An 18095-nucleotide genomic window follows, 5' to 3' on the forward strand; every position below is an offset into this window, starting at 1 on the left:
CTGCTGACATGCAGGCCGGATAGCAGGCTTTTCGCTTTATCAGGGCGGTTTTATTCGTTCCAGCTCACACGATGTAGCAGCTTTGCCTGTTTACGCCCGCGATTTTTCATTACATTTGGGCGGTATAATTTTGCACGGATATAATCGCAGCACTCACCGGGGCGGCGGTTCGTCTGGCTCGGGGCGATCGCGTCCGCTAAACAATCACGCGGCATCCATCAGAAAGATTGATAAAAAAAGGCATCCCCAGGGATGCCTTTTGGTGTTACTGGCCGGAGTTTATCCCCGATTAATGCGCGGCGGCCTCATGCCCGTGCAGGCGGTGACGGGTCACCAGCCCCAGCAGGAAGCACATCACGAACACCACAAAATACAGGCCGTTGGCGGTCACCAGTGCGGCATGCACGCCAAAGTGTTGTACGATCGGCCCGGTGACGATAAAGGTCAGCATGGTCCCGACCGTTCCGCAGGTCAGAATGAAGTTCACCAGTTTCGGCGACGGCACTTTAGTCTGCTGGGAACCCAGCGTAATCAGCGTGGTGTAGATAGCGCTGGAAATAAAGCCCAGGCCGAAGATGAAGTATTTCAGCAGTTGGGGCTGATCGCTGCTCACGAACAGGTACATCGCCCCGGCGGCCAGAATAGCCAGTACGGTAACGACGCGCTGCAAATCAAAGAACTTGAGCACAAAGCTAAACACCCACATGCCGATCATGTATGACGTCCAGAAACTGCTGACCAGTTCGCCGGCATCGCCGATGCTCATGCCAAAGGATTTGGTCACATATTCCGGCACCCACTGGATAAACGCCAGTTGTCCCAGGATGTAGCACAGCGCGGCGATCGACAGAAATACCACGCCCATGCCCCATTTTTCCGTCTCGACAGCCGTTTTCTGAGCGCTGGTTTTATCCGTGCCGATGGCGGGGAAGTCAGACAACAGCGTCAGCACCAGAATCGCCACGTACAGCAGCCCGATACAGGCGTAAATCCAGTACCAGCCGAAATGGCGGGACAATAATGCCGCGGCCACAATCGGGAAAATCATGCCGGCCATACTGAAAAACGAATCGGTGAACAGCAGGCGGGCGCCACGCTGGCGGCCGGAATACAGTTGCGTAATCAGGAAGGTGCCGATCGACATGGTAATGCCGCTGACCACGCCCAGCGTAAACATACAGACGGAAAAGACAGCCAGCGATTTACCCACGAACAGCCCGATGATCGACAGCACGATCAGGACAAAACCGAAGACCAACTGTTTTTTCAGCGGGAAAATATCCATCAGCCACACATTGAGGAAAATGGACAGCAAAATACCGGCGTTCAGAAACGTAAAGGTATTGCTCATATTGGCTATCGGAACATTGAAGTACTGGGCGATATCACCCATGACCATACCGGTCACGATAACCAGCGCACCGGTCAACGCATAGGAAAAGCAGCTGGTAAAAAATAGCCGCTGACGATTCAGATCAGACATATACCCTTTCCTGTCATCAAATATGAAAAGCGCAATGCCATACCACATTCAGTATCGGTATTGCGCCACAACGTTATCATCAAAGTATTTATAAGCCGTATGCAACAACATACTAACTGGAACCCGATTCCGCAGAGCAATCAGAACCGGCTATTCTGCCACCCTGAAAAAGAAAAAGGTTGAGTACCTCGTCAGTACTCAACCTTTCCGTACGAAATATTATTCGTCTTCCAGATACGTATAACCGTACAAGCCGGTTTCAAATTCTTCAAGGAATTGTGCTTGTAGTTCCGGCGCCAGATCGGTTTCCTTGACCTGATCGCGGAAGCGGGACATCAGCACGTCCGGGTCCAACTGCACATATTCCAGCATATCGGCCACGGTGTTGCCTTCGTCCGACTCTTCCAGTTCGACGGTGCCGTCCTGGAATACGAACACGTCCACGGTGGAGGTGTCGCCGAACAGGTTATGCATGTTGCCGAGAATTTCCTGATAAGCGCCGACCATGAAAAAGCCCAGCAGCGGCGGGTTTTCCGGGTCATACGGCGGCATCGGCATGGTGGTGGCGACGCCGTCGCCGTCGACATAGTGGTCGATGGCGCCATCGGAATCACAGGTGATATCCAGCAGCACCGCGCGACGCTGCGGCGGCTTGTCCAGCCCTTCCAGCGGCAGCACCGGGAATAACTGGTCGATCCCCCAGGCATCCGGCATCGACTGGAACAGCGAGAAGTTAACGTACAGCTTGTCCGCCATACGTTCCTGCAGTTCATCGATAATCGGCCGGTGAGCGCGGTTGCTCGGATCAAGCTGCTGCTGAATCTGCTGACAGATATTGAGATACAGCTGCTCCGCCTGCGCGCGTTGGGTCAAATCCAGCATGCCGTGGGTGTATTGAGTGTGAATGTCGTGCAGATCCATCTGGCTGTCGTGCAGCCACTCGCGTAAAGAGCGACGGTTGCCCGGCTCCTTGATTTCCTGCCAGGTATTCCACAGGCTTTCCAGCGCGCGCGGCGCGTCTTCATCCGGCGCTACCGGTTCGCTGAATTCGTTGCGTTCCACCCCGATGATGTTGGACACCAGTACGGTGTGATGCGCGGTGACGGCGCGTCCGGATTCGGTGATCACCGTCGGGTGCGGCAGGCCGTATTCGTTACAGGCGTCGCCGATACCCCAAATGACGTTGTTGGCGTATTCGTTCAGGCCGTAGTTGACCGAACAATCGGACTGCGAACGGGTTCCTTCATAATCGACGCCCAGACCGCCGCCCACGTCAAAGCATTGGATGTTGACGCCCAGCTTGTGCAGTTCGACGTAGAAACGCGCCGATTCACGCACGCCGGTCGCGATATCGCGGATGTTCGCCAACTGTGAGCCGAGATGGAAGTGCAGCAGTTGCAGGCTGTCGAGGCGATTGGCCTTGCGCAGCAGTTCCACCAGTTGCAGCACCTGCGTCGCCGCCAGGCCGAACTTGGATTTTTCGCCGCCGCTCGACTGCCATTTGCCGGAGCCCTGCGATGCCAGACGAGCGCGCACGCCCAAACGCGGCACCACGTTCAGCCGCTCGGCTTCTTCCAGCACCATGTTGATTTCCGACATCTTTTCGATGACCAGATACACCTTGTGGCCCAGCTTTTCGCCGATCAGCGCCAGACGGATGTACTCGCGATCTTTATAGCCGTTGCAGACGATTACGGAGCGGGTCATACCGGCGTGGCCCAGCACCGCCATCAGTTCGGCTTTGGAACCCGCCTCCAGTCCCAGCGGCTCGCCGGAATTGATCAGCGATTCAATCACGCGGCGATGCTGGTTAACTTTGATGGGATATACCAGGAAATAGCCGCCTTCATAGCCGAAGGACTCACGCGCGCGTTTAAACGCCGCGTTGATGGAGCGCAGACGGTGCTGCAGAATCTGCGGGAAGCAGAATAGCGCCGGCAGACGCTGGTTGCCCTGTTGACGGGTTTTCACCAGCTTGGCCAGGTCAACGCGCGCTTCCGGCACATCCGGATCCGGGCACACGCTGATGTGTCCCAGCTCGTTGACGTCGTAATAGTTATTGCCCCACCAGGCAATATTATAGGTTCTCAGCATCTCGCTGGCGTCGCGGTCATTCATGGCTACCTCCTGCATGGAGCGCAGATGATCGTGTTTACCCGCCGCTGACGAGTACGGTTGAATCATATCGTCAGACATGGCGATCCCCTTCTTCCACTTCTTGATGAATAATCACATTTTTTCCCGCAACAAACACCGGCGGCACGGCAAAAGCGCGCGACGTCGGCAGTGAAAAACCCGACGGGCAGTAGTATGCCGCCGTTTTATGACTCTTATTAGTGTAAAACACGATGTCAGACTCCGAGGTTCGGGTCGGTGAAAACCAGGGAAAACATCACCAGGAAGAATGCAAACGCATTCACTGGCGCGGAGAAAAAAGCAGGTTAGCCAGCTCGGGAGTCCTGCGTTGCGCTGCGGGACAGGCAACTTCGGGCAAATGTCGGAAAGGATTGAGTCAGTGACGCGATGGCGTCAGAAGAAAAGCGCAGCGGGCGCAACTCACTCAATAAACAACGGATCATTAATCCTATCACCTCCACGCTCGCCGCAGATGATGCGGTCAGGCTATCACGAAAAACCATCAGGAAAATGGTCAAACAGTATCGGGCCGAACCCCGTCGCCAACGCTCGCGCATCACCCTGGATAAGCGTCGCGCAGCGCGCCGGAATCGCCCGAATTACGGACAACAAAACCGCCCGCCGTTTATACCTATCCGGCCCCGGAAAAGCAAAATGAAAATGGTAAAAAACCCTATCATTTCTGCAAAAGATGCCGATGAACATCTTCAACCGGCCCGTGCGGCATAAAAACTGCTGGCATGGGGCTACAGTGTGACCTAGAATAGCCGTCCAGATGTTAATCCATCTATACTGATTAACTTAATACCCCAAATAATTCGAGTTGCAGGAAGGCCAACACACCTGCAACTTGAAGTACGACGGGTATATATTGCTTAACGGCTTTAGCTTATAAGGTAAAGAAACTCATGGCTAAACACCTTTTTACGTCCGAGTCGGTCTCCGAAGGACATCCTGATAAAATCGCTGACCAGATTTCCGACGCCGTCCTTGACGCGATTCTGGAGCAGGACCCCAAAGCGCGGGTTGCCTGCGAAACTTACGTAAAAACCGGTATGGTGTTAGTTGGTGGCGAAATTACCACCAGCGCCTGGGTTGATATCGAAGAAATCACGCGCCGCACCGTCCGCGAAATTGGTTATGTCAACTCCGAGATGGGTTTTGACGCCAACTCCTGCGCCGTACTGAGCGCGATTGGCAAACAATCTCCGGATATTAATCAGGGCGTTGACCGTAAAGACCCGCTGGAACAAGGCGCGGGCGACCAGGGCCTGATGTTCGGTTACGCGACCAACGAAACCGACGTGCTGATGCCGGCGCCGATCACTTACGCGCACCGTCTGGTACAGCGTCAGTCCGAAGTGCGTAAAAACGGCACCCTGCCGTGGCTGCGCCCGGACGCCAAAAGCCAGGTGACCTTCGCATACGACAACGGCAAGATCGTCGGTATCGATGCGGTGGTGCTGTCTACCCAGCATTCGGAATCCATCGCGCAGAAAGATCTGCAGGAAGCGGTGATGGAAGAGATCATCAAGCCGGTTCTGCCGTCTGAATGGCTCTCCGCCAATACCAAATACTTCATCAACCCGACCGGCCGTTTCGTGATCGGCGGCCCGATGGGCGACTGCGGCCTGACCGGTCGTAAAATCATCGTCGATACCTACGGCGGCGCAGCACGTCACGGCGGTGGCGCGTTCTCCGGCAAGGACCCGTCCAAAGTGGACCGTTCCGCTGCCTACGCCGCCCGTTATGTGGCGAAAAACATCGTTGCCGCCGGTCTGGCGGATCGTTGTGAAATTCAGGTGTCCTACGCTATCGGCGTAGCGGAGCCGACCTCCATCATGGTGGAAACCTTCGGCACCGAGAAAGTGTCCAGCGACCGTCTGGTCGATTTGGTCCGCCAGTTCTTCGATCTGCGCCCGTACGGCCTGATCCAGATGCTGGACCTGCTGCACCCGATCTACCAGCAAACCGCGGCTTACGGCCACTTCGGCCGTGCGGAATTCCCGTGGGAAAAAACCGACGTGGCAGAAAAACTGCGTGACGCCGCCGGTCTGAAATAATCGACCCGCGCTGTCATGCCAAACGGCGAAGCCTCTGCTTCGCCGTTTTTTATTGTAGAGCCGCCGCGGGCATTATTGCATCCGGCCCGCCCAGACCGTAAGCTGCCAGCATGAACACGCCACGACTCCCTATCGCCCTGCAGCAAGCGGTGATGCGCTGTTTGCGGGAAAAACTTCAGCAGGCCAACACGGTATTGGGCTGTGATTACCCCGAACCCGTCATCAATTATCAGCAACGCGGCTCCACCGCCGGCAGCGCCTGGCTAAAAACGTGGGAAATCCGCCTTAATCCGGTATTGCTGCAGGAAAACCAGCAGGCGTTTATTGATGAAGTCGTCCCGCATGAGCTGGCGCATCTGCTGGTATACGCCCGTTTCGGCAAAACCGCGCCGCATGGCCGGGAATGGCGCTGGATGATGGAAAACGTACTGAACGTGCCCGCCCGCCGGACCCACCAGTTTGCGCTCGCCTCGGTGCAGGGCAAAACCTTCCCTTATCAGTGCGCCTGCCGCCGGCATGAACTGACGCTGCGCCGCCATAACCGGGTCGTTCGGGGCGAGTCGGAATACCGCTGCCGGTCTTGCGGCGAGCGGTTACGCGCCCTCGTAACAAACTCTGTTTAAACCATAAATCCAGCGTTTCATGCTGCCTTTTTTGCGTTTGCCTGCATGGTGTTCTTCAGGTACGCTGCCCACTTTCAACCCTGCTGGTGATTCTGGAATATGCTTCGCAATCTTGTCATTTTCGCTGTGTTAGGCGCGGGCCTGACGACGCTGGCCGCCGCCGGTCAGAACATCAACAATTTTACGCAGGCCAAGGCCGCCGCCGCCAAAATCCATCAGGATGCGCCCGGTACCTTCTATTGCGGCTGTAAGATCAACTGGCAGGGCAAAAAAGGGACGCCGGACCTGGCTTCCTGCGGTTATCAGGTGCGTAAAGACGCCAACCGCGCCAGCCGCATTGAGTGGGAACACGTGGTGCCGGCGTGGCAGTTTGGTCATCAGCGCCAATGCTGGCAGGACGGCGGCCGCAAAAACTGCACCAAAGACGATGTTTACCGCCAGATAGAAACCGACTTACACAACCTGCAGCCGGCGATTGGCGAAGTGAACGGCGATCGCGGCAACTTTATGTACAGCCAGTGGAATGGCGGCGAACGCCAGTACGGCCAGTGCGAGATGAAGATTGATTTTAAAAATCAGTTGGCGGAGCCGCCCGAACGCGCCCGCGGCGCGATCGCCCGCACCTACTTCTATATGCGCGACCGTTACAACCTGAACCTGTCCCGCCAGCAAACCCAGTTGTTTGACGCCTGGAACAAGCAGTATCCGGTCACCGCGTGGGAGTGCACCCGCGAAAAACGCATCGCCGCCGTACAGGGCAACCACAACCCGTACGTGCAACAGGCTTGCCAGCCCTGACGCCGCTCCCTACTATAACGGCTTGTCTCTTATAATGATTGCCTGCCGCTGTCGCCACCGTCGCCGCACGGTGGCTGACGTCCGTCGGGCCATTCGCCCATCCGACTGATAACCACGTAAGGCCAGATTATTCATGCGAATACCGCGTATTTTTCATCCCGATACGCTTGCCCCGCAGGGGGGAGAGACGGACCTGAGCGAAGACGCCGCCAACCATGTGGGCCGAGTGCTGCGCATGAACGCCGGACAGGCGCTGCAGCTGTTCGACGACAGCAATCAGGTATTTGACGCCGAGATTTTGCAGGCAGGGAAAAAAAGCGTGCGGGTCCGTTATGCCGCCGGGCAGACCGAAGATCGGGAATCGCCGTTGCACCTGCACCTGGGCCAGGTGATGTCGCGCGGCGAGAAAATGGAGTTCACCATCCAAAAATCCATTGAGCTGGGGGTAAATGTCATCACCCCGCTGCTCTCCGAACGCTGCGGCATCAAACTGGACGGCGAACGGCTGGAGAAGAAAATCACTCAGTGGCAGAAAATCGCCATTGCCGCCTGTGAACAATGCGGCAGAAACCGCGTGCCGGAAATTCGCCCCGTCCAGACGCTGGAAAGCTGGTGCGCGGAACCGGACAATGGGTTAAAACTGAATCTGCATCCGCGGGCGGCGAACAGTATCAACACGCTGCCGTTGCCGGTATCGCGCATCCGGCTGCTGATTGGCCCGGAAGGCGGGTTGTCGGCGGACGAAATCGCCATGACCGCAACCCAGGGTTTTACTGATATTCTGCTGGGGCCTCGCGTTCTGCGAACAGAAACCACCGCGCTCACCGCAATCACCGCGCTGCAGGTACGATTCGGCGATCTGGGGTAAAGGAGATAACAATGATTAAACTCGGTATCGTGATGGACCCAATTTCGTCCATCAATATCAAGAAAGACACCAGCTTTGCAATGTTGCAGGAAGCGCAGCGTCGCGGCTGGGAACTGCACTATATGGAAATGGGCGATCTCTACCTGCATGCGGGTGAAGCTCGCGCTACGACCCGTATTCTGAGCGTTCAGTACGACTACAACGGCTGGTACGACTTCGGCGCGACGCAGGACATCGCCCTGCATGAACTGGACGCGGTGCTGATGCGTAAAGACCCGCCGTTCGACACCGAATTCATCTACGCCACCTATATTCTGGAGCGTGCGGAAGAGAAAGGGACGCTAATCGTCAATAAACCGCAGAGCCTGCGCGACTGCAACGAGAAACTGTTCACCGCCTGGTTCCCACAACTAACGCCGGACACGTTGGTGACCCGCAACGCCGACCGACTGCGTGCGTTCCATCAGCAACATACCGACGTGATCCTCAAGCCGCTCGACGGCATGGGCGGCGCGTCGATTTTCCGCCTGAAACCGGAAGATGCCAACGTATCAGTGATCATCGAAACCCTGACCGAACACGGCAGTCGTTACTGCATGGCGCAGAATTACCTGCCCGCCATCAAAGACGGCGACAAGCGCGTGCTGGTGGTGGACGGCGAGCCGGTGCCCTACTGTCTGGCCCGTATCCCGAAAAGCGGTGAAACCCGCGGCAACCTGGCGGCCGGCGGCCGCGGCGAAGCCCGCCCGCTCAGCGAAAGCGACTGGCAGATTGCCCGTACCGTAGCGCCGGTGCTGAAACAGAAGGGACTGATCTTCGTCGGACTGGACATCATCGGCGACCGCCTGACTGAAATCAACGTCACCAGCCCGACCTGCGTGCGTGAAATTGAAGCGGCTTATCCAGATGTCTCTATTACCGGCATGCTGATGGACGCCATTGAGCGCCGGCTGGCTCAGCGTTAACGATACACGGACCGTATCCCGGTCGGTGATGTATCCCTGCCCGGTTCGCTGCCCGGCGGCGAACCGGAAACATCTACTCCGACAGAGAAGCGATAATAAGACGATGAATTTACAGCACCATTTTCTGATTGCGATGCCCTCTCTGCTGGACCCCGTGTTCAGGCGGACGGTGATTTACATCTGCGAGCACAATGAGGACGGCGCCATGGGCCTTATCATCAACAAGCCAATGGAACAGTTCACCGTCGAAAATATCCTCAAAAAGCTGAAAATCACGCCTAACCCGCGGGATACGGCGATTCGCCTCGACAAACCGGTCTTTTCCGGCGGCCCGCTGGCGGACGATCGTGGTTTTATCCTGCATACGCCGCTTCCTGGCTTCGCGTCCAGCATCAGCATTTCCGACGAAACCATGATCACCACCTCAAAAGATGTGCTGGAAACGTTGGGCACGCCGGAGCAACCGCGCAATACGCTGGTGGCGCTGGGTTATTCCGCCTGGGAAAGCGGTCAGTTGGAAAACGAACTGCTGGAAAATGCCTGGCTGACGGTGCAGGCGGACCATCATCTGCTGTTCCACACCCCGATTGCCGAGCGCTGGCGCGCTGCCGCTAAAAAACTGGGCGTGGACATTCATAATATCGCCGCCGAAGCGGGGCACGCCTGATGGGAAATCGTACTTTGCTGGCTTTCGACTTCGGCACCCGCAGCATCGGCGTCGCCATCGGTCAGGAGATCACCGGCACCGCTCGCCCGCTGACGTCGCTGAAAGCGCAGGACGGCGTGCCCGACTGGCAGAAAGTGGAAAAACTGCTCAACGAGTGGCAGCCCGCGCTGGTTATCGTCGGCTTACCGCTGAACATGGACGGCACCGAGCAACCACTGACCGCCCGGGCGCGCAAGTTTTCCCAGCGCCTGCATGGCCGTTTCAGCGTCAAGGTTGAGCTGCACGACGAGCGGCTCAGTACCGTAGAAGCGCGGGCAGACCTGTTCGAGCGCGGCGGGTTTCGGGCGCTGGACAAAGGCAGTGTGGACGCCGCCTCCGCCGTGATTATTCTGGAAAGCTGGTTCGAGCAGCAACTCGACAGGCCGCAGTAAATCAGGCTCAGTGTTTCACACCACGTCCTTTCCTGATGCTATCAACGCCATAAACGACTCAGGCCCGCATTGGCGGGCCTGAATTAAACTGCTGGCGTGAATTTACGCGTCCGGATAGTCGCGCAGGAACCCTTCCAGATCTTCCACCATCGACGTGTTGCCGACGAAGAACGGCGCACGCTGATGCAGTTTCTTCGGTGTGATGTCCAGAATACGGTTTTTACCATCGCTGGCTTTGCCGCCCGCCTGTTCCGCCAGGAACGCCATCGGGTTGCATTCGTACAGCAAACGCAGTTTCCCTTCCGGATAGCTGGCCGTGCTCGGATAGAGATAAATACCGCCTTTCAACAGGTTACGGTGGAAATCCGCCACCAGCGAACCGATATAACGGGTGGTATACGGGCGCTGAGTCGCCTCATCCTGCTCCTGGCAGTATTTGATGTACTTCTTCACACCCTGCGGGAATTTAATGTAGTTCCCCTCATTGATGGAGTACATGTTGCCTTTCTCCGGGAAACACACACGTTCGTGAGACAGGCAGAATACCCCCAGCGACGGGTCATAAGTGAAGGCATGCACGCCATGACCGGTGGTGTACACCAGCATGGTGGAAGAGCCGTACACGATATAACCGGCAGCCACCTGCTTGTGGCCGGGCTGGAGGAAATCCTCTTCGCGCACCGGCATACCCAGCGGGGTGATGCGGCGGTAAATAGAGAAAATGGTTCCGACAGAGACGTTTACGTCGATATTGGAGGAACCGTCCAGCGGGTCCATCAATACCACGTATTTGGCGTTTTCGGCGCGCTCACCGTCGAAGATAACGATCTCGTCTTCTTCTTCGGAAGCAATCCCAGCCACCTCGCCACGTGCTTTCAGCGCCGCTTTCAGCTTTTCATTGGCGTACAGATCGAGCTTCATCTGCACTTCGCCCTGAACGTTGGAAACGCCGCTGGTGCCCAGAATATCCACCAGACCAGCTTTGTTGATGTCGCGGTGGATAATCTTCGCACCCAGTTTGATGGCCGACAGCAGCGCAGTCAGCTCACCAGTGGCGTGAGAGAAATCGTGCTGTTTTTCGACGATAAATTCGCCTAACGTTTTCATAACACTATTCCAGAATCTACGAATGAAAAGCGGTTTCATTTTTGTACCGCCAGCGTTTGCGTCTGCAGTGTAGCCCAAAGAGAAAGCGAGTACCTAGCAAATCCATTTCTTATGACGTATTCCAGGCGTTAGAATGGACGGCAGACTCTCTGAATATAGATGGAAAACGTATGCGTATTCATATTTTAGGAATCTGTGGCACCTTCATGGGAGGACTGGCGTTGCTGGCCCGATCACAAGGACATCAGGTAACCGGTTCGGATGCTAACGTCTATCCGCCAATGAGTACCTTACTGGAAGAACAAGGGATTACCCTTATCCAGGGATACGACCCTGCGCAGTTGGACCCGGCTCCGGATCTGGTCATCATTGGCAATGCCATGACCCGTGGCAATCCCTGCGTTGAGGCGGTGCTGGAACAAAATATCCCTTATATGTCCGGTCCGCAATGGCTTCATGATCACGTGCTGCGCGAACGCTGGGTTATCGCCGTCGCCGGCACCCACGGCAAAACCACCACCGCCGGCATGGTGACCTGGATTCTGGAAGACTGCGGCTACCAGCCGGGATTCGTCATCGGCGGCGTGCCGGGCAACTTCACCGTCTCCGCCCGTCTGGGCGAAAGCCCGTTCTTCGTGGTGGAAGCGGACGAGTATGACTGCGCCTTCTTCGACAAGCGTTCCAAGTTTGTGCACTACAGCCCGCGCACGCTAATTCTGAATAATCTGGAATTTGACCACGCGGATATCTTCGACGACCTCAAGGCCATCCAGAAACAGTTCCACCATCTGGTGCGTCTGGTTCCGGGCAAGGGCCGCATCATCGTTCCGTCTCACGACCTGCATTTGAAACAGGTGATGGGCATGGGATGCTGGAGCGAACAGGAACTGGTGGGTGAGGAAGGCATTTGGAAAGCGAAAAAGGTCACCACCGACGCCAGCGTGTTTCAGGTGTACCTCAACGACCAACTGGTCGGGGAAGTCACCTGGAATCTGGTGGGCGAACACAACATGCATAACGGCCTGATGGCGATCGCCGCGGCGCGCCATGTCGGCGTCCCGCCGGAAGAAGCCTGCCGCGCGCTGGGCGGTTTCATTAACGCCCGTCGCCGGCTGGAACTACGCGGCACCGCGCACGGCGTGTCGGTCTATGACGATTTTGCCCATCACCCGACCGCGATCCTCGCCACGCTGGCCGCACTACGCAGCAAGGTGGGAGGCACCGCGCGGATTCTCGCCGTGCTGGAGCCTCGCTCCAACACCATGAAAATGGGTCATTGCAAAAACGAGTTAGCACCGGCACTGGGCCGCGCTGACGGTGTCTTCCTGTTCCAGCCCCAACATATTCCCTGGCAGGTGGCTGAAGTGGCTGACGCCTGCGTTCAGCCAGCCTACTGGAGCGCGGATATCGACACGCTGGTGGAGATGATCAGCAAAACCGCTCAACCTGGCGATCATATTCTGGTCATGAGCAACGGCGGCTTCGGCAATATTCACAACAAACTGCTGGATGCGCTGAACGCCAAAGCGCAGGCGACGAACGACGAAGACTAACGGGTTTATCGCAGGCTGCGTACATCGCCGGCAACATGTTTGCCGGCAAGCGGATAGCAAAAAGGACGGGCAAGCCCGTCCTTTTTCATGCAGTCACCATTGTGATTACGCGTCGAAAGGATCGCGCAGAATCATGGTTTCTTCACGGTCCGGGCCTGTGGAAATGATATCCACCGGCACACCGGTCACTTCTTCGATGCGTTTAATGTAGTTCAGCGCAGCCTGCGGCAATTTGCTGTACTCTTTCACGCCAAAGGTGCTTTCAGACCAACCCGGCAGCGTTTCATAAATCGGCTCAATGCCTTCCCAGCCTTCAGCAGCCAGCGGGGTCACATCCACCTCGCTGCCATCCGGCATACGGTAGCCGACGCAGATTTTCACTTCTTTCAAGCCATCCAGAACGTCCAGCTTGGTCAGGCAGAAACCGGACAGAGAGTTAATCTGCACCGCGCGGCGCACCGCGACCGCATCCAGCCAGCCGGTACGACGGCGACGGCCAGTCGTTGCGCCGAACTCGTTGCCCTTCTGCGACAGGTGCTCGCCAACGTCATCGAACAGCTCGGTCGGGAACGGACCAGCGCCAACGCGGGTCGAATAGGCTTTAACGATACCCAGCACGTAATCCACATAACGCGGCCCCAGACCGGAACCGGTCGCCACACCGCCGGCGGTGGTGTTGGAAGAGGTTACATACGGATAAGTACCGTGGTCGATGTCCAGCAGCGTGCCCTGCGCGCCTTCGAACATCACCAGATCGCCACGCTGATGCGCTTTGTGCAGCAGATCGGAAACATCCACGACCATCGCGGTCAGGATGTCGGCAACCGCCAACACGTCGTCCAGCGTTTTCTGGTAATCCACCGCATCTGCTTTGTAGTAATGCACCAGCTGGAAGTTATGGTATTCCATAATTTCTTTCAGCTTGACGGCAAAGTTTTCCCGGTCAAACAGATCACCGACGCGCAGACCGCGACGCGCAACCTTGTCTTCATACGCAGGGCCGATACCACGACCGGTGGTGCCGATCGCTTTAGCGCCGCGCGCTTTTTCACGGGCATTATCCAGCGCGACATGGTAAGGCAGAATCAGCGGGCAGGCTTCGGAAAGCAACAGACGCTCACGCACCGGCACGCCACGTGCTTCGAGTGCGGTCATTTCTTTCAGAAGCGCATCCGGCGCCAGCACCACACCGTTACCGATGATGCTGATGACATTTTCGCGCAGAATACCTGAGGGAATTAAATGGAGAACGGTTTTTTCACCGTTGATAACCAGCGTGTGACCAGCATTGTGACCACCCTGGTAGCGCACAACATATTTGGCCCGTTCAGTCAGCAGGTCTACGACCTTGCCTTTACCTTCGTCACCCCATTGGGTGCCCAGTACGACAACGTTCTTACCCATCTCAAGAATCACCAGATTGGTTAAAAAAGGATTCTAGCATCTCATCTTGCGGCTTTCAGTACTTTTAGCACACGTTTGCGCACATTTTTAGCGGAAATTTCAGCCGCCTGCCCGACTACGCAACATGTAGTAGATCACACAGCCGGCAACCACAATACCCCCGCCAAACCGGCGCAAAACATTATCGGGCAACTGTGCCATGGTCAGGATCATCCGCCGCCAGATACGTGGAAACAGCAACGGCCCCAACCCTTCCATGATTAGCACCAACCCCAGCGCCAGCCAGATGCTCACATTCATAAAAAACTCCAGACAGAAAAAAGCCCGTAAACACGGGCTTGATAGTGGCGGTAAATAACCTTAACGAGTAGAGAGGCTTTTCTCGGGCGATTTCATATAACGGAAGAAATCACTGTCGGGACTCAGCACCAGCACATCCTGATTGGTGCTGTTAAAGCTATTCTCATAGGCTCGCAGGCTACGAATAAAACCATAAAAAGCCGGATCCTGACTAAACGCACCGGCGAACAGTTTAGCCGCGTCGGCATCCCCTTCACCGCGCAGGATTCGACCCTGACGCTCAGCTTCCGCCAGCGTACGAGTGACCTCATAATCGGCCGCCGCCTTGATTTTCTCGGCCTGCTCCTGACCCTGAGAGCGATGACGGCGAGCAACCGCTTCACGCTCGGCGCGCATACGCTGGTAGATCGCGTCCGATACTTCGGTTGGCAGGTTGATCTGCTTGATACGCACGTCGATCACCTCGATCCCGAGCGCCGCCATACTGTTAGGGTTGATCCGCGGACCACCGCTGGAAGTCTCGCGTTCCACACGCGCCGCCGCCGAGGCAATGGCGTTATCCGCTTCCGTAGTCTCGCCGGTACCGGCGTTCAGCGCTTCACGCACATCGGACATCAACTGGCCGCGGGAATCGGTCACGATGCCTTTCACATCCAGACGACCGATCTCGGAACGCAGACGGTCGCTGAACTTACGTTTCAGCAGGACTTCCGCCTGAGACACATCGCCACCGCCGGTAGCCAGGTAATAACGGCTGAAATCGCTGATACGCCATTTGATATAAGAATCGACAATCAGGTCTTTCTGCTCTTTGGTAATGAAGCGATCGGCCTGGTTTTCCATGGTCTGGATGCGGGCATCCAGCATTTTTACCGACTCAAGGAACGGAATCTTCACATGCAGACCGGGCAAATACACCAGCGGCTTGTTTTCGTTGTCGCGCAGGACTTTGCCAAAGCGCATCACGATACCGCGCTGACCTTCCTGCACCACAAACAGCGAGGCATAGACCACCAGCAGTAACAGGACAAGAATAAAGAGGACTGACTTACGCATTGATTATTCTCTCCCTACGCGAATGTTCTCGTCGCGCTGCGCGTTGGCGCGGCGTTGATCCATAATGTTGCCGTTGTTGCCGGAAGAACGCGGCGCATAGCCGACACCACTACTGTTTGATGAGGTTGACGGCAGACGCAACGGCGCCGGATTGGCGGCGTTGCCGCTCGTCGGCGAACTGGTCGAAACGCCCCCCTGACCACGCATAATTTGATCAAGCGGCAGGACCATCAGATTGTTGATCTTGTCGCTCACCAGAACCTTGTTGGTGTGGCTCAGCACGCGCTCCATCGTCTCTATGTAGAGACGCTCGCGGGTAATTTCCGGCGCGGCTTTATACTCCGGCAACAGACGCGAGAAGCGGGACACTTCACCCTGCGCTTCCAGCACAGTGCGGTCTTTATAGGCGCGGGATTCCTCCAGAATACGCTGCGCCTGACCATTGGCGCGCGGCTGGACTTCGTTGGCGTAAGCTTCCGCCTCACGAATGTACTGCTGCTCGTTTTCACGAGCGGCGATCGCATCGTCGAACGCGGCTTTGACTTCCTCCGGCGGACGAGCGGTCTGGAAGTTCACGTCCAGCAGGGTAATACCCATGTCATAAGGACGCACGGTTTCTTCCAGCACGCGCTGGGTATCCGTACGCACAATGGTGCGCCCTTCGGTCAGGATTTTATCCATGGTGTATTTGCCGATCACCCCGCGCAGCGCGCTGTCGGTGGCCTGACGCAGGCTGTCATCGGCATTGGTGACGCTAAACAGATACTTGTCCGGCTGGGTAACGCGGTACTGGACGTTCATCTCCACCCGCACCACATTTTCGTCGGACGTCAACATAACGCCGGACGTCGCCAGTTCGCGGACGGACTCAACGTTTACGGCTCGCACCGAATCAACAAAGGTCGGTTTCCAGTTCAAGCCCGGACCAACCAGATGGCTGAATTTGCCAAAACGGGTGACCACGCCGCGCTCGGCTTCCTTGATGGTATAGAAACCGCTGACGCCCCAGACCACCACGGCAGCCGCCACAACCAGCCCCAGAATACGGCCGCCGTTACCGCCACCGCCCTGAGAACCGGTACCGGAACCAGACGACTTGCCACCCAGTTCGCCGAGCTTTTTGCTCAACTTACGGAAGATATCGTCGAGGTCAGGCGGTCCCTGATCCCGTCCACCTTTATTGTTTCCGCCAGAGTTGCCGCTATTGTTATTGCTGCTCCCCCACGGGTCGCGGTCCTGTCCGTTGTTACCGGGCTGATTCCACGCCATGTTTAGCTCCATTCATTATGATAGGTATTTTTCGGGGTCAATGTCCCAGAGTTATGAGACTGTCTGTGTCGCTCAGACAATATAATCCTGCAATTTCTGCTCCTGCTTGCACAGGCGCCGCCAGTCGATAATGGGCATTCTGACCACCAACCCTACGCTGCCGTCTTCCTCAATCCATTCTTTTTCTATTGCCTGAAGCTGGTAGAAACGACTTCGCAGACGCCCGGCCTGCGGAGGAAGATGCAGAGAATAATGCGCAATTTCTCCGGAAAGCCGTTCAGTCAACGCCTGGAATAATAATGGAATCCCTTCTCCGGTCTGGGCAGAAAGCCATACCCTGATCGGTCGGTTCTCTTCATCACGGTCGATACGCGGTTCAATGTTTTCCAACCGGTCGATCTTGTTCATGATCAGCAGAAACGGAATATCGTCCGCTTCGATTTCAGCCAATACCTCATTCACGGCATCAATGTTTTCATCGATGCGAGCGTCAGAAGCATCAACCACATGCAACAGCAAGGTCGCTTCCCGGGTTTCCTGCAGCGTCGCTTTAAACGCCGCCACCAGGTCATGCGGCAACTCACGGATAAAGCCGACGGTATCCGCCAGTACGGTATCCCCGACGTCATCCACATTGATGCGTCGCAAGGTCGGATCCAGCGTGGCAAACAGTTGGTCGGCGGCATACACATCCGCCGATGTCATGCGGTTAAACAGGGTCGATTTCCCGGCGTTGGTGTACCCCACCAGCGAAACCGTCGGCACTTCGGCTCGGGTTCGCGCCCGACGCCCCTGTTCACGCTGCTTTTCCACCCTTTCAAGGCGGGACAAGATCTGACTGATACGATTACGCAGCAAACGCCGGTCGGTTTCCAACTGGGTTTCACCCGGCCCGCGCAAACCAATCCCGCCCTTCTGTCTTTCAAGGTGGGTCCAGCCGCGCACCAGACGCGTCGCCAGATGGCGCAACTGCGCCAGCTCAACCTGCAGCTTACCCTCATGGGTGCGGGCGCGCTGAGCGAAGATATCCAGAATCAACCCGGTGCGGTCGATAACCCGGCATTCGCACAGCCGTTCCAGATTACGCTCCTGCGCGGGCGTCAACGCATGATTGAACAACACGACAAAGGCGCCGGTCGCTTTGACCGCCTGCGCGATCTCCTCCGCCTTGCCTTCGCCGACAAAATATTTGGAGTGCGGCGCCTTACGGCTGCCGGTAATCACCTGCAACGCGTCTATTCCGGCTGAAGACACCAGAGATTCAAACTCCAGCAGATCCTCAGTATCTTTCTCTTGCGAAAAGTAAATATGAACTAGTATGGCCTGTTCACCGGCTTCATAACGGTCAAACAACCGGGCACCCTCTCAGAAA

Annotated in this window: 18 protein-coding genes; 9 read left to right on the forward strand and 9 right to left on the reverse strand. The window is 56.5% G+C overall.

Translation table 11 applies throughout. The features are described from left to right. Positions 1 to 289: 289 nt before the first annotated feature. The 3 genes from tsgA to CPA59_RS22940 form a co-directional block, all read right to left on the reverse strand. On the reverse strand, positions 290 to 1483 hold the full coding sequence (tsgA, locus tag CPA59_RS19660; RefSeq protein WP_038920297.1) for an MFS transporter TsgA: 1194 nt from the start codon (positions 1481 to 1483) through the stop codon (positions 290 to 292). Positions 1484 to 1702: 219 nt separating this feature from the next. Continuing rightward, positions 1703 to 3679, reverse strand: a complete 1977-nt coding sequence (gene speA, locus CPA59_RS19665; RefSeq protein WP_038665455.1) for a biosynthetic arginine decarboxylase — start codon at positions 3677 to 3679, stop codon at positions 1703 to 1705. Continuing rightward, on the reverse strand, positions 3672 to 3830 hold the full coding sequence (locus CPA59_RS22940) for a hypothetical protein (RefSeq protein ID WP_157987325.1): 159 nt from the start codon (positions 3828 to 3830) through the stop codon (positions 3672 to 3674). The genes speA and CPA59_RS22940 overlap by 8 nt, the downstream gene beginning before the upstream one ends. Positions 3831 to 4006: 176 nt before the next feature. On the opposite strand from CPA59_RS22940, the gene CPA59_RS19670 reads away from it, so the two are divergent. The 8 genes from CPA59_RS19670 (at position 4007) to ruvX (ending at position 10034) form a co-directional block, all read left to right on the forward strand. After that, positions 4007 to 4348 carry a hypothetical protein gene (locus tag CPA59_RS19670; protein WP_038665453.1) on the forward strand — a complete coding sequence of 114 codons (342 nt, stop codon included), beginning with the start codon at positions 4007 to 4009 and terminating at the stop codon, positions 4346 to 4348. 179 nt (positions 4349 to 4527) lie between these two features. Beyond that, positions 4528 to 5682: a methionine adenosyltransferase gene (metK, locus tag CPA59_RS19680; protein ID WP_038665452.1), complete on the forward strand. Its 1155-nt coding sequence runs from the start codon at positions 4528 to 4530 to the stop codon at positions 5680 to 5682. A 110-nt stretch (positions 5683 to 5792) separates the two neighbouring features. Beyond that, positions 5793 to 6305, forward strand: a complete 513-nt coding sequence (locus CPA59_RS19685) for a SprT family zinc-dependent metalloprotease (protein ID WP_038920298.1) — start codon at positions 5793 to 5795, stop codon at positions 6303 to 6305. A gap of 99 nt (positions 6306 to 6404) precedes the next feature. Beyond that, positions 6405 to 7103, forward strand: coding sequence for a deoxyribonuclease I (gene endA, locus CPA59_RS19690; protein ID WP_038920299.1), 699 nt, complete (start codon positions 6405 to 6407; stop codon positions 7101 to 7103). A 133-nt stretch (positions 7104 to 7236) separates the two neighbouring features. After that, complete coding sequence (gene rsmE / locus CPA59_RS19695) at positions 7237 to 7971, forward strand: 16S rRNA (uracil(1498)-N(3))-methyltransferase (protein ID WP_038920300.1); 735 nt, start codon at positions 7237 to 7239, stop codon at positions 7969 to 7971. A gap of 11 nt (positions 7972 to 7982) precedes the next feature. Beyond that, entirely contained in the window at positions 7983 to 8936 is a 954-nt protein-coding gene (gene gshB / locus CPA59_RS19700) for a glutathione synthase (protein ID WP_107760503.1), read from the forward strand. 103 nt (positions 8937 to 9039) lie between these two features. Next, positions 9040 to 9603 carry a YqgE/AlgH family protein gene (locus CPA59_RS19705; RefSeq protein WP_038665434.1) on the forward strand — a complete coding sequence of 188 codons (564 nt, stop codon included), beginning with the start codon at positions 9040 to 9042 and terminating at the stop codon, positions 9601 to 9603. After that, positions 9603 to 10034 carry a Holliday junction resolvase RuvX gene (ruvX, locus tag CPA59_RS19710; protein WP_038920302.1) on the forward strand — a complete coding sequence of 144 codons (432 nt, stop codon included), beginning with the start codon at positions 9603 to 9605 and terminating at the stop codon, positions 10032 to 10034. The genes CPA59_RS19705 and ruvX overlap by 1 nt, the downstream gene beginning before the upstream one ends. A gap of 102 nt (positions 10035 to 10136) precedes the next feature. Here the strand turns inward: ruvX and fbp are convergent, their stop codons facing one another. Then, complete coding sequence (gene fbp, locus CPA59_RS19715; RefSeq protein ID WP_038665429.1) at positions 10137 to 11141, reverse strand: class 1 fructose-bisphosphatase; 1005 nt, start codon at positions 11139 to 11141, stop codon at positions 10137 to 10139. Positions 11142 to 11311: 170 nt separating this feature from the next. On the opposite strand from fbp, the gene mpl reads away from it, so the two are divergent. After that, complete coding sequence (mpl, locus tag CPA59_RS19720) at positions 11312 to 12694, forward strand: UDP-N-acetylmuramate:L-alanyl-gamma-D-glutamyl-meso-diaminopimelate ligase (RefSeq protein WP_038920303.1); 1383 nt, start codon at positions 11312 to 11314, stop codon at positions 12692 to 12694. Positions 12695 to 12799: 105 nt separating this feature from the next. Here the strand turns inward: mpl and CPA59_RS19725 are convergent, their stop codons facing one another. From CPA59_RS19725 to hflX, 5 genes are all read right to left on the reverse strand, one after another. Next, positions 12800 to 14098 (reverse strand): adenylosuccinate synthase, encoded by a 1299-nt coding sequence (locus CPA59_RS19725; RefSeq protein ID WP_038920304.1) that lies wholly within the window; start codon positions 14096 to 14098, stop codon positions 12800 to 12802. A gap of 99 nt (positions 14099 to 14197) precedes the next feature. Next, positions 14198 to 14398, reverse strand: coding sequence for a DUF2065 domain-containing protein (locus CPA59_RS19730; RefSeq protein WP_033567467.1), 201 nt, complete (start codon positions 14396 to 14398; stop codon positions 14198 to 14200). Between the two features lie 60 nt (positions 14399 to 14458). Then, on the reverse strand, positions 14459 to 15454 hold the full coding sequence (gene hflC / locus CPA59_RS19735; protein WP_038665419.1) for a protease modulator HflC: 996 nt from the start codon (positions 15452 to 15454) through the stop codon (positions 14459 to 14461). 3 nt (positions 15455 to 15457) lie between these two features. Continuing rightward, on the reverse strand, positions 15458 to 16723 hold the full coding sequence (gene hflK, locus CPA59_RS19740) for an FtsH protease activity modulator HflK (RefSeq protein WP_107760505.1): 1266 nt from the start codon (positions 16721 to 16723) through the stop codon (positions 15458 to 15460). A 72-nt stretch (positions 16724 to 16795) separates the two neighbouring features. Continuing rightward, positions 16796 to 18076 (reverse strand): ribosome rescue GTPase HflX, encoded by a 1281-nt coding sequence (hflX, locus tag CPA59_RS19745; RefSeq protein WP_038920306.1) that lies wholly within the window; start codon positions 18074 to 18076, stop codon positions 16796 to 16798. Positions 18077 to 18095 lie beyond the last annotated feature (19 nt).

The organism is Dickeya sp. Secpp 1600 (assembly GCF_003049805.1).
Classification (GTDB): Bacteria; Pseudomonadota; Gammaproteobacteria; order Enterobacterales; family Enterobacteriaceae; genus Dickeya; species Dickeya fangzhongdai.